The sequence below is a fragment of the Collimonas fungivorans genome, from assembly GCF_001584145.1.
Classification (GTDB): domain Bacteria; phylum Pseudomonadota; class Gammaproteobacteria; order Burkholderiales; family Burkholderiaceae_D; genus Collimonas; species Collimonas fungivorans.
In genome coordinates, this window is sequence record NZ_CP013232.1 from 4019760 (window position 1) to 4031892 (window position 12133).

Genomic DNA, 12133 nt, shown 5'->3' on the forward strand with positions numbered 1-12133 from the left:
GTGGTTGATCATACGGCCTCGGCATACAGCAGTTGCACGCCTTGCCGGCCGAATTGCGCCGCCTGCCTGCGATCGGCGCCGGACTCCAGCACGAGGTATGTCAGATGCTCAGGCGGCAACACCGCAAACGGCGCTGCCGTGCCGATTTTTTCCCTGCTCGCTGCTACCAGCACCGCCTTGCTGGCAGCCGCCAGGCTGCGCTTGAATTCGGCCTCTTCATAGTTGAAGCAGCTCAGCCCTGCTTCAGCATCGACGCCACAAGCGCCGAGGAAGAAAATGTCAGGCCGCATCCGCTCGGCATCGCGCAGGGCGGCGGCGCCGAGGTTTGCGCCGCTGCGGGCATCGACCCGGCCGCCGACCATGATCAGCTCGATCTCCGGCCGCTCCAGCAGCGCCAGCGCCACTGCCGCGGCATTGGTCAGCACCGTCATCGGCAGCTGCGGCAGCGCCGCAGCGATGGCCAGGTTGGTTGAGCCGGCGTCGATGAACAGCACGTTGCCGCCGGAAACCAGCGTTACCGCCGCCTGCGCCAGCCGTGCCTTGCGCTGCGGCGCCAGCTTGCTGCGTTCGGCCAGCGGCGTAGCGGCAGGCGCCGGCGGCAAGGCGCCGCCATATACCCTGGTGCAGAGGCCGGCCGCCGCCAGGTCGCGTAAATCGCGCCGGATGGTGTCCTCGGAAACATTCAGCTGCTGCGCCAGATCCAACGCCAGCACCCGGCCGTCCGCCAGCAGCCGTTGCTGGATAAGCGCGTGGCGCTCCTTGAGCAGCAGATTCGCAGTATTCATATAGCCTCACATCATGCATAAACACGTATAAATATACACAAACGTGCAATCATGGGCAAGTTTTTGCTGCCGGCATATTTTCCCGGCGCCTGCAAGAAATTGAGATCAGGTCAAGAGAGGGTAAAGAATCACTGCCCAGGTAGCGACAGCCAGCACGCAAGTCAGCAGCACTGCGGCGCTGCCGAAATCCTTGGCGTTCTTGGAGAGCGGATTGCGTTCCAGCGAAACCCGGTCCACCACCGCTTCAATCGCCGAGTTGATCAGCTCGATGATGATGATCCAGACCAGCACCGCGATCAGCAGCAGTTTCTGCAGCGGCGTCACCGGCAGCAGCAAGGCGACAATGATGCCGGGGATGACGATCATCAGTTCCTGGCGGAATGCATGCTCGTTTTTCCAGGCTGACTTGAAACCTTCCGCCGAATAGAAGAAAGCTGAAAAAATCCTCTTGAATCCGCTGGTGCTCTTGAATTCGCTAATCGGCTGCTGCGGCGCGTCTTGCGGCCGCGATGATTGCTTGTTTTCGCTCATGCTGTGCTGGATCTAAGCTTGATGTGATGGAAACGCCGGTTTGCGTTAACGAATTTTAACAGCCTTGCTGCGCTGCACGCTAAATGCTTTTCATTTGAAAACAGGGATCTTACCGGCTCGTGAATGCACTCTAATCGATGACAATAGCGAAGCATAACTTTTCACATTATGATATAAACATTCCATTGCAATGCACCATTACTCCAATGAAGACAGCTACTACCGACGACACCGATAAGATTTCGATCCAGGTTATCGAGCGCATGATCTCGTTGCTCGATACGCTGGCGCTCTACCCTGATCCGGTCAGCCTGAAAGAATTATCGGCCGTCACCGGCTTGCATCCGTCGACCGCGCACCGGATCCTCAACGACCTGGTGGTAAAACGTTTTGTCGACCGCTCCGAGCCGGGCAGCTACCGGCTTGGCATGCGCCTGCTGGAACTGGGCAACGTCGTCAAAAGCCGGCTCAACGTGCGCGAAGCCGCGCTCGATTTCATGCGCGGCTTGCATCGCAAGACCAACCAGACGGTCAACCTGTCGGTGCGCCAAAGCGATGAGATCGTCTACATCGACCGTGCGTTTTCAGAACGCTCGGGCATGCAGGTGGTGCGCGCCATCGGCGGCCGGGCGCCGTTGCACCTGACCTCCACCGGCAAACTGTTCCTGTCCATCGACGATCCGAAAATGGTACGCGCCTACGCCACCCGCACCGGGCTGGCAGGACACAACAAGAATTCCATCACCGACCTCAGCAAGCTGGAGCGCGAACTGAGCCTGGTGCGCGCGCTCGGTTATGCGCGCGACAACGAGGAACTGGAACTGGGCGTGCGCTGCATGGCGGCCGGCATCCGCGACGATTCCGGCAAGATGGTGGCCGGCCTGTCGATCTCCGCGCCGGCCGATCGCCTGCAAGAAGAATGGGTGGAGGACCTGATCAGTACCGCGAACCAGATTTCGGCTGTACTGGGATATACCTCGCAACAGTAAGCACAGCATCGCAGCGAGACAAGCCGGGCATAAAAAAACAGAGTTTATTCGCAATGAATAAACTCTGTTTTTTTATGCCGGATGATAATCCGGTCTGCTTAGTCTACGTCCCGGGGTAAATCCTAGGTCTGGCCGTCGGCGATCTTGACCCGCGTCAAAGTGGCAGGATGCGCATCGGCCAGCCATTTGCGGACCCGGTCTGCATCTGCCTGACGCGAATACTTGCCGCGCGAATCGAGGAACACCATCACGATCTGGCGACCGTCAATCGTGGTCTGCATGACCATGCAGCGGCCCGCTTCGTTGATGTATCCGGTCTTTTGCAAACCGATCTGCCACTCGGGATTTTCGACCAGGTGATTCGATGTCGAGTATTGCAGCGGACGGCCGCCCGGCTCCACGACATATTTGGAATCGGTGGAATACTGGCGGATGACAGGATGCTGGTAGGCAGCCATCACCAGGCGCGAAAGATCGCGGGCGCTGGCGACATTGAGGTGCGACAGGCCGGTTGAATCGACATAGTGGGTTTCGGTCATGCCGAGCGCCCTGGCCTTGGCGTTCATGGCCACCACAAACGCCGGCAAGCCGCCAGGGTAGGAGCGGCCGAGCGCAGACGCTGCGCGGTTCTCGGAACTCATCAAGGCGATGTGCAGCATGTCGGCGCGCGTCAACTGCGAACCTATGCGCAAGCGCGAGCTGCTGTGTTTTTCGCGATCGATGTCGTCATCGGTCACGGTCAGCACTTCATTCATGTCCTGCTTCGATTCCACCACCACCATGCTGGTCATCAGCTTGGTCAGCGATGCGATCGGCAAGGCGATGTGGGAATTTTTATCCAGCAGCACTTCCGAACTGTTCTGGTCAAGCACCAGCGCCACGCTGGATTTCAATTCGAGCGGATCGCGCGTCAGGTTCAGTCCGGCTTGCTCGCCGGCAGACAGGACCGGCGGCAAAGCCGGCACTACCGGTGCGAATGCGATGCGCTGGTATGTCACTTTGCGACGGCCGTGGACCATCACTACTTTCTTCACCAGCTTTTCATTTTTATTGAAAGACGCGGTATTGCTGCGGCCGCGCGCCGAGATCACGACACGTTTCCTGGAACCGGATTTGGCTACAGCTTTTTTGCTGGCTGAAGCAGTGCCGGCCGCAGGTTTTTTGGCGGCTTTTTTAGCGGTGCTGTGTTTAGTTTGGGCGGAAGCAAGAGCAACGGGCGCGTTCGCGAGCACGAGGAAGAGTGACAAAAAAACAATTAACGCGGATTTGCCCATTTGCGGCTCCAATATGCGGCGATCTATAACTTTGTGGCAGTGTAGGCAAATATCCGAAAAATCGCAAGAGAATTAGAGGGTTAGCGCACTAAATTAAACGACTTTCGATGTCTGGGCCAGAATTTGCGAGATAGATTTTACCGCAACTCCCGACCCTGATATTCTGACTATTTGTAACATTCCAGTTGCACGACGTCTATCGAAAACGAGTAATCGGCCTGCAGCTCAAAGTAAGCCGACACTTCCGACGGCGCACTGTCCCACAATGACTTGATCGCCGCCACCCGTTCCGGCGGCGTACGCATCCGCGCCACCCAGGTATCGAACTGCAAAGGCAGCTTCCAGCTCTTATCCGCGGCGGGACGCAACCCGGCCTCGGTCAGCAACTGGCGCCAGCCCGGCACGCTGCGATTGCGCACATGCGAGGTGTCGCGCAGCAACTCGATGGACTGGAAATACGTGTCGCTCAACACATCCTCCGGCGCCGCGGTATCGATCACGATGCAGGTGCCGCCCGGTTTCAGCACCCGCGCCATTTCAGCGAGCGCCGCCGGCAGCCTGGTCCAATGATGCGCGCTAAATCGCGTACACACCAGCTCAAAAGAGGCGTCGGCAAACGGCAGGCGGTCGGCGCTGCCCTGCTGCACGTGGAGGTTTTTCAAACCGCGCTCGGCAGCGGCTTGCTGCACCACATCCAGCATTTCCGTGGCGAGGTCGTAGGCGATCACCTCGCCGGCATGCGGCGCAATGGCGAAAGCGGCGTGTCCTGCTCCGCAACCGACATCGAGCGCCTTGCCTTGCGGAAATTTGCCGGCGTAGGCGGCCAGCTGCTGCAAGTCCGCGCCCTGGGCGTGGACGGTGCTGGTCAGGTAGGCGGCGGCAGTGCTGCCGAACTGTTCGGAAACTACTTTGTCGTGATTGCGGGCGACGGTCATCGGTTTTCTCCTCAGAAATAAGTCATGTCGTTTAGGGCAGCTCCTAGTGTAATTATTTTTTATCCTGTTACAAGACCAGTGTTTATACTAGTACCATAAATAACAGGATAAACATGGACCAGACCGGCAAACGCAAAGCACTAGGCGAATTCATCAAGACCCAACGCACCCAGCTCCCGACTGCGGCACTGAGGCTGGGCGGCAACACGCGCCGCCGCACCCCCGGCCTGCGGCGCGAAGAAGTGGCCCAGCTGTGCGATATCAGCGTCACCTGGTATACCTGGATAGAACAAGGCCGCACCGTGTCGGTATCGGCGGCGGCGCTGGCAAGGATCGCCGAGGCTTTGCAGCTGTCGCGCGCCAAGCGCGCCTATCTGTTTGAACTGTCCGGCAAAAAAGACCCGCAGGCCCAGGAGGCGCAGGCCCAGGAAATCCCCGCTGAAATACTGGCGGTCACCGATGCCATCAAGACCCCGGCCTACCTGCTGGACCGCCACTGGAATGCGGTTGCCTGGAACCGCGCCGCCAAGACCTTGTTCGTCGGCTGGCTGGACAAAAAAGGCGCCGGCAGGAACCTGCTCGAATACACCTACTGCACAGCCGACGCCACGAACCTGATCAGCGACTGGGAACAGCGCGCCAGCCGGCTGGCGGCGGAATTCCGCGCCGATTGCGGCATGTACCTGGATGAACCAGAGATTGCCGAGCTGGTGGCGCGCCTGAGCGCCGCCAGCGACGCGTTCAAGCGCGCCTGGAACCTGCACGATGTGGTGGAAAAGGAAGGCGGCGAACGGCGCTTCAGCCATCCGGTGCTGGGCCAGCTGTCGTACCGCCAAGTCAACCTGCGGGTGGCCAACCGGCCCGAACTCAAGCTGGTGATGCTGCTGCCGGTTTAGGATTGCTCATTTTTTTGGTTCTTCAGACTTCTCTGTGGGTATAGGGGACGCTATCACGCATGGCCAGCCAAGAAGTAGGGTGGGCACGCTTTTGTGCCCACGCTGTAGCACTTCCGCGTGGGCACAAAAGCGTGCCCACCCTACATACGAGTGCATTTTTTGCATCCATAGAAAAATCAGACGAATCATTTTTTCATGACAAAAACCACGCCCAGTATCGCCACCGCCATGCCGGCGATGCCCAGCAGGTTGAAGACTTCGCCGAACATCAGCCAGGCCATCAGCGCCGTCGTCGGAGGCGTCAGGTAAAGCAGGCTGGTGACCCGGGTCGCCGCGCTTTTGCGTATCAGTGCAAACAGCAGGAAGATCGCGCCTATCGACAAGGCCAGTATCGACCACAGCAAGGCGCCGACGAAGCGCGGCGTCCATTGCACCGTATCCAGGCTTGGCCCCAGGTGTTCGTAGAAAATCGCAAACGGCAGCAGCACCACGATCGAGGCCGCAAACTGGATGATGGTGCCGGTGCGCAGGTCGAAATGCGGGCAGTTGCGTTTCTGGTACAGCGTACCGAGCGTAATCGAGAGCAGAGCCAGCAGGCACAATGAGATGCTTTGCCAGGACAAGCCGATCAGGCTGATCTTTGCCGCCACCACCAGCCCTACTCCGCAAATCCCCAACAGCAGCCCCAGCCATTGGCGCGGCCGCACCGATTCGCCGATCAAGGGCGCGGCGAACGCTGTCAGGATCGGCTGCATGCCGACAATCAGGGCCGATACGCCGGCCGGCATGCCAAGCTTGATGGCGCACCAGACGCCGGCCAGGTAACCGCCTTGCAGCAAGATCCCGGCTAGCGCGATATGCCGCACCTGGCCTGCCGGCCACGGCGCCCGCATTAATAACACCAGCGGCAGCAGGACCAGCAGCACGCCGGCGAAACGCAACAGCAGAAACGTCAGCGGCGGCGCGTACGGCAAGCCGAATTTCGCCACCACGAAGCCGGTGCTCCACAGCAGCACGAACACCATGGGCATGGCCGCCAGCAGGCGATGGGCTGGCGCTACGGCGGGAAGGCTGGCTGAATGCATTGATTATCCGGGTTGGGTAAGCGCGCCCTGCTGGCGCGCGAAGTGTGCTGCGAGCGAGATAGTTTGCAGGTGGATCGCCACCGTGTCTTGTATGTTCTTGCCATAACCGCCGGCCATCGCGATCGCCACCGGTATCGCGTGGCGGCCTGCGGTCTCCAGCAGCATGGCGTCGCGCTGCGCGAGGCCGTCGAAACTCAGCTTCAGGCGTCCCAGCCGATCGCCTTCATGCGGATCGGCGCCCGCCAGGAAAATGATCAGCTGCGGCGAGAAGCGTCCCAGCACGGCCGCCAGCGCATCCTGCAGCGCGCCCAGGTAAGCCTGGTCGCCCGTGCCGTCCGCCAGCGCCACGTCGAGGTCGCTGCGTTCCTTGTCAAATGGATAATTGCGCTCGCCGTGCAGCGACAAGGTGAAAATCGAATCGTCGTTGGCCAGGATGGACGCCGTGCCGTTGCCCTGGTGGACATCAAGGTCGACGATGGCGACCCGCTGCACCCGCCGTTCCGCCTGCATCAGCCGGGCCGCGATCGCCGCATCGTTGAAGACGCAGAAACCGGCGCCCTGGTCGGCGAACGCATGGTGGGTGCCTCCCGCCAGGTTGACCGCGATCCGTCCGGGATCCGTCAGCGCGGCCCGGCAAGCCGCGATGGTGGCGCCGGCAGAGCGCCGCGAACGCTCCACCATCTGCGGCGTCCATGGAAAACCGATGGCTTTTTGTACACTCTCCGGCAAAGTACCGGCGCTGACTGCGCTTATATAGTGCGGATGGTGGGCCAGCGCCAGCACGCCGTCGCTGGTGGTCGGCGCTTCATTGAAATCGATATCGCTGATAGCCGCCAGCGCGGCTTCGTGGATTAGCCGGTATTTCTGCATGGGGAAACGATGGCCGGCTGGCAGGGGCAGCACGAAATGGTCGCTGTAGAAGGCTTTCAAGATAGGCGCCGGTCCGGTAAAACGGTCAGTCTAACATCAGGGCACGCACACGGCAGAGTGCTCAAAACGGCAACAAAAAATGCACTAATAAATGGATGCTAATAAACGGATTTCATAAGCTTTGTCTTAATCAATATAAACAATATATTGCAGCGCACAAAAAATCTCTTGACACCGGTTCAGAATAATTTAAAATGAAATTGTTGCGTCGCACAATGAGCTTTCAAGACCTTGGCAGACGTAATCAACGGCTAGATTTTAGCCACCCCTGAGTCGCCCTATTTGTCGTTTTTACAGCATCGAATCCTAGGAGAAGCCATGTCTACCGTTGCAGAACAATTTTCAGCCGCCGCCAAAGCCAATTTCGAATCCAACCTGGCCCTGTTCACCGATTTCACTACCAAGGCGTTTGCCGGCGTGGAAAAGCTGATCGACCTCAACCTGAACGCCGCCAAGGCTTCGCTGGAAGACTCGAACGCCACTACCCAGAAGTTGTTTTCGGCTAAAGACCCACAAGAATTCTTCTCGCTGAGCGCCGCACTGGCCCAGCCGAACACTGAAAAAGCGATTGCTTACGGCCGTCATTTCGCCAGCATCGCCTCCAGCACACAAGCCGAACTGACCAAGTCGGCTGAAGCACAAGTTGCTGAAACCAAGCGTAAAGTCATCGAATTCGTCGACCAGGCTTCGAAGAACGTGCCTCCTGGCGCAGAAGGCGCAGTTGCTTTCGTCAAGTCGGCCATCGGCAGCGCCAACGCCGGTTACGAACAGTTCGCCAAGAGCACCAAGCAAGCTGTTGAAACTCTGGAAACCAATGTCAACAACGCTGTCGACCAGCTGTCGCAAGCTGCTACCAAGACTGCTACTGCTGCCCGTTCGAAGAAGTAATCTGCAAAGCTGGCGCGCTTGGCGCGCCAGCCTGAATCTCCTCGGTACCCTGAAATAGCGGTATCGTTATTTACCCCGGCTGACCGGGGTATTTTTTTGCCCGGCTGCTTTGTCCGCCGCAGGCCTGGCCTGGCCCACCAGTTGCAATAGCCGCTGCAGCGTCGCCTCATCCATCGCGGCCGGCAAGTCGCAGATATGCAACAGCTGCTGCTCGATATTCCTCGCCGCCCCGCCCGCCTTCAGCGATGCCTGCAACACCTCGACCTGCAATTGCAGGCGTTCGCGCGACAGCGCCGGCGGGCTGTCGATGCCGGCCAGGATTTCAGCGCGCAGCAACTCTTGCTGCAATAGCGGGCGCTGGCTTTCCAGCGTGGCGGCATAGCCGCTGCCGTTCTGCAAGGCACGCTCGAAACGCGCCGCAACGACTTTTTCAAATGCCGGCGCCAGGCGCGGCAGAAGCTGCCAGCGATTGCGCCAGTCGGCTTCGGTCGGGATCTCGGCTGCGGTTATGACGGCTTCAATCTGCTGGCACAAGACCAGCTTGTCGCGCAAGGCATCCGCTTGCGCCAGCGCTGCCTGACGCCGTCCCTGCTCCAGCCGCTCTTGCAGAGCGCCGAGCGCGGCCTGGAAACGTGCTTCAACCTGGGCCTGGACCGCACGCGGCACCTGCCCGCCGTGCGCCCATTCCTGCTGCGCCTGTTGCAAGATTTTCGGCAACTCGGCCTCAGGCTGAGTCAGCGCGGCTTCCAGCGCGGCACATTGTTCTTCGCGCAAACGCAGGTTGTCGCGCCGCTCGGCATCGGCGCTGGATGCGGCTTCCTTGCGCTGGGCAAAGATGGTGTCGCAAGCGCTGCGGAAACGCAGCCACAGTTCCTGCTCGTCCTGGCGCGGCAAAGGCAATGCCTTGGCCTGCTCTTGCCAGCGCTGTTGCAATTCCTTCACACGGTCGGCGATGCCGTGCTGGCGCTGGTTGGCCTGCAGTTGCGCCGCTTCGGCAATCAGTTGTTCACGCCTGGCGATTTCACCGGCCTGCTGCTGCGCCAGCGGCGCCAGCAAGGTCTGGATGGCGCTGGCGAAACTGCCGTCGAGTGTCTTTTTTTCGCTACGGTTGATCGGACCCAGGTTCTTCCAGGCCTGCTGCTTCTGCTGGCAAAACTGGGCGATGGTTTTCCAGTCCTGCGCGGTATTGGCTAACTGCTCAGTCGTCAACGCCGCCTGCGCGTACTGCTGCACTTCATCGATCAAAGCCCGCGCGTTGCCTTGGTTGATTTGCCGTTGCTCGGCCTGTTGCTGGAAATGCGCCGCCACTGGCGCATAGGCGCTGGTGCAAGCGCTGTCGAAACCTTCCCACAGGGCTTTCGGCGCCGGCCCCGAACTGACATCCAGGGATTTCCAGCGCGCCCGCAGGCTGCCGATCTTTTTTGCCAGTTCGGCCGGCGCCAGCGCTTGCTGCGGCAACTCTTGCGCCGCCTTGGTCAATTCTTCACGCGAGACATTGCCGCCCCAGCGCGCCCAGCCTTGCAGCCGGGTCAGTTCGGCGCGCGCCTGGACCAGGCGGCTGTTCTGCATTGCGCTCGGCTTATGCTGTTTGAAATCGATGGCCCGCAGCGTTTTATCGAAGTCCATCGCCACTTGCAGCGCGCCGTCTTCCAGCGCTTTTTCCAGGCCGTCCAGGGCTTCGTCGATGTGCGGCCGCTCGCCTGCTTCTGCCACGGCAACCGACACCCGGATCTTCTGCGGTTTGCTTGGCGCGACTACCGCATGCTGCTTCAGCAGCGCCTGATAGCGCTGTTCCAGGCTGTCATCGAGCAAGGCCGGCGGCAATTTTGGCAAGGCCGACCAGCCGGCTTTCAGCGTATCCGAAGTCAGTGTCTCGCCGGACGTTTCCCAGCTTGCCAGCAAATCGCTGCGGACCTGCAAAGCGGATTGGTGCTGCTGCAAATCCGACAGCAGCTTGCGCAGCGCTTGTGCTTCCTGCGCAAACTCGGCTTCCAGGTGGCGCGGCAAGGTCTGCGCCTCGGCGTGGCTGGTGCAAGCCGCCATTTGCGATTCCAGCGCATCCAGTTGCTGCTGGCTTTCTTGCTCGGCCACCGTCGCCGTCTTGATCTGCTGATGCAATGCGCGCACGCCGGCCAGCGCGCCGATGGCGCTGCGCTGCAGGTCGGCCTGCGTTGCCAGGCGATCGGCAAGCATGGCGCGCAGCTGCGAAAACTGCTGCTGCAATTCAGCCGGCACATCCTTGGCGTCCCAGCCCCGGTCCAGTTCCGCCACCTGGTTCGGCATCAGCTGCTGTTCTTGCTGCAAACGCCGGGCTTGCGCCACGGATGCGGCTGCCCTGCCGGCGATCAGCTGTTGCTGGCGTGCGCCGTCCAACCGCCCCTGCATAAGTTTGGCGACGCGCCGGTCGGTGTTGCGGCATGCTTGCAGCACCTGTTCCAAACCCGCTTGCGACTGCACCAGTTGCGCCGCACACAGGCGGGCATCGGCAAAACCCGACTGCAAAATGAATGCCACTGCGGCGGCTTCATCGGCCAGGCCTTGCGCTTGCTGCAGCTCCTGCTGCCGGGCCTGGTCGGATACCTGCCGGGCTTCGGCGCGTAGCGCGGCCTGGGGAGCAATAACGGGTTGCGGCGCATTGCGCTCTGCGCGCTTGAAAAGGAATCCGAACATGTGACGCCAATCAGATAGAAGCGGATGGTCGCCGACAGCCGGCGGCAAACGCTTTGGTTAAGGGGTAAGAAATAAACAGGAAGCGAACCGGGAACGACAGCTAGTGTAGTGTTTCACACATAACGGCGCTTAAGAAATGGTAGATTTTCGTGTCAGGCTAGGCGTCAACCGGAGCGATAGTGGGCTATCGCGAGGATTGGCAACGACGCATGGCGCGAAAAGATGCCGTTTATTAAGTGTCATTATGTGTGAAACACTACACTAGGCCGGCCGGTACTCTGCCTTTAACTGGTCGAGGCCGGACAACATCTTATTGAACGCTGCCGCGCTCTGCACCGGCTCGCCTTTTACGCCGAGGTCGATATGACGCCTGGTGTCGCCATCGCCGACATGCGGCAAGCTGAATACTTTCACCAGCGGAAACTCCGCCTCGATGGCTTCCATCAGCGGCGTCAGCGTCGACTCCATGGCTTCGAACACCAGCACCGACTGTTCCAGTTGCGGATTCTGGTGGAAACGGTCGGCGTAATAGGTGTCCAGCACCCATTCGAACATGGGCCAGGCCATCACCGGGAAACCCGGCGCAAAATAGTGGGCGCCGGCGCCCTTGTGCGGTACCGAAAAACCGGGAATCTTGTTGAACGGGTTGGGGATGATGGCGGCGCCCTGGGGAAACTCGCCCATCTTCAGCCGGTGCAAGTTGTCGGGCGTATCGTAATCCAGCTCCAGTCCGGCGTCGCGTGCGGTGTCGGCGATCCGTTCGCGGATCTTCTCGCGCGCTTCGGGATGCAGCACCAGCGGTACGCCCAGCGCTGCAGCAGCGCACTGGCGGGTATGGTCATCCGGCGTGGCGCCGATGCCGCCGGTGCAGAACACGATGTCTTCGCTGTCGAAAGTGCGTTTCAGGGTGGCCGTGATGCGGGCCGGATCGTCGCCTATGTATTCGGCCCAGTCCAGGGCGAGGCCCCGGGCAGTGAGCATTTCCAGAATTTTCGGAAAGTGTTTGTCGACTCGCCTGCCTGACAGGATTTCGTCGCCGATGATGATAAGTCCGATTGCCATGGGGATCGCCGTTTAACTGAGGATGGATGGAAATATTTGGCAGAAAGATAATGAACAACACTACACCGTGAGCGTTCCATGCAGATCT

General features: G+C 60.1%; 11 protein-coding genes. 3 read left to right on the forward strand and 8 right to left on the reverse strand.

Features of this window, described 5'->3' with window-relative positions:
- Positions 1 to 8: 8 nt before the first annotated feature.
- Both CFter6_RS17390 and CFter6_RS17395 read right to left on the reverse strand, forming a co-directional pair.
- Positions 9 to 785, reverse strand: a complete 777-nt coding sequence (locus tag CFter6_RS17390) for a DeoR/GlpR family DNA-binding transcription regulator (protein ID WP_061540989.1) — start codon at positions 783 to 785, stop codon at positions 9 to 11.
- 105 nt (positions 786 to 890) lie between these two features.
- Positions 891 to 1316 (reverse strand): diacylglycerol kinase, encoded by a 426-nt coding sequence (locus CFter6_RS17395; RefSeq protein ID WP_061540990.1) that lies wholly within the window; start codon positions 1314 to 1316, stop codon positions 891 to 893.
- Between the two features lie 206 nt (positions 1317 to 1522).
- Here CFter6_RS17395 and CFter6_RS17400 point away from each other — a divergent pair, with 206 nt between their 5' ends.
- Entirely contained in the window at positions 1523 to 2305 is a 783-nt protein-coding gene (locus CFter6_RS17400; protein ID WP_061540991.1) for an IclR family transcriptional regulator, read from the forward strand.
- A gap of 122 nt (positions 2306 to 2427) precedes the next feature.
- On the opposite strand, the gene pbpG is transcribed toward CFter6_RS17400, so the two are convergent.
- Positions 2428 to 3579 carry a D-alanyl-D-alanine endopeptidase gene (gene pbpG / locus CFter6_RS17405; protein WP_061540992.1) on the reverse strand — a complete coding sequence of 384 codons (1152 nt, stop codon included), beginning with the start codon at positions 3577 to 3579 and terminating at the stop codon, positions 2428 to 2430.
- 167 nt (positions 3580 to 3746) lie between these two features.
- A complete protein-coding gene (locus CFter6_RS17410) occupies positions 3747 to 4514 on the reverse strand; it encodes a class I SAM-dependent methyltransferase (protein ID WP_061540993.1) in 768 nt (255 codons plus the stop codon).
- A 113-nt stretch (positions 4515 to 4627) separates the two neighbouring features.
- Here CFter6_RS17410 and CFter6_RS17415 point away from each other — a divergent pair, with 113 nt between their 5' ends.
- Positions 4628 to 5410 carry a helix-turn-helix transcriptional regulator gene (locus tag CFter6_RS17415; RefSeq protein WP_061540994.1) on the forward strand — a complete coding sequence of 261 codons (783 nt, stop codon included), beginning with the start codon at positions 4628 to 4630 and terminating at the stop codon, positions 5408 to 5410.
- A gap of 185 nt (positions 5411 to 5595) precedes the next feature.
- On the opposite strand, the gene CFter6_RS17420 is transcribed toward CFter6_RS17415, so the two are convergent.
- Positions 5596 to 6495, reverse strand: coding sequence for a DMT family transporter (locus tag CFter6_RS17420; protein ID WP_061540995.1), 900 nt, complete (start codon positions 6493 to 6495; stop codon positions 5596 to 5598).
- Between the two features lie 3 nt (positions 6496 to 6498).
- Complete coding sequence (locus CFter6_RS17425; RefSeq protein ID WP_061540996.1) at positions 6499 to 7425, reverse strand: histone deacetylase family protein; 927 nt, start codon at positions 7423 to 7425, stop codon at positions 6499 to 6501.
- A 318-nt stretch (positions 7426 to 7743) separates the two neighbouring features.
- Here CFter6_RS17425 and CFter6_RS17430 point away from each other — a divergent pair, with 318 nt between their 5' ends.
- A complete protein-coding gene (locus CFter6_RS17430; protein WP_061540997.1) occupies positions 7744 to 8313 on the forward strand; it encodes a phasin family protein in 570 nt (189 codons plus the stop codon).
- A gap of 66 nt (positions 8314 to 8379) precedes the next feature.
- On the opposite strand, the gene CFter6_RS17435 is transcribed toward CFter6_RS17430, so the two are convergent.
- Positions 8380 to 10983, reverse strand: a complete 2604-nt coding sequence (locus CFter6_RS17435; protein WP_061540998.1) for a DUF349 domain-containing protein — start codon at positions 10981 to 10983, stop codon at positions 8380 to 8382.
- Between the two features lie 261 nt (positions 10984 to 11244).
- Entirely contained in the window at positions 11245 to 12045 is an 801-nt protein-coding gene (locus tag CFter6_RS17440; protein ID WP_061540999.1) for a competence/damage-inducible protein A, read from the reverse strand.
- Between the last annotated feature and the right edge of the window lie 88 nt (positions 12046 to 12133).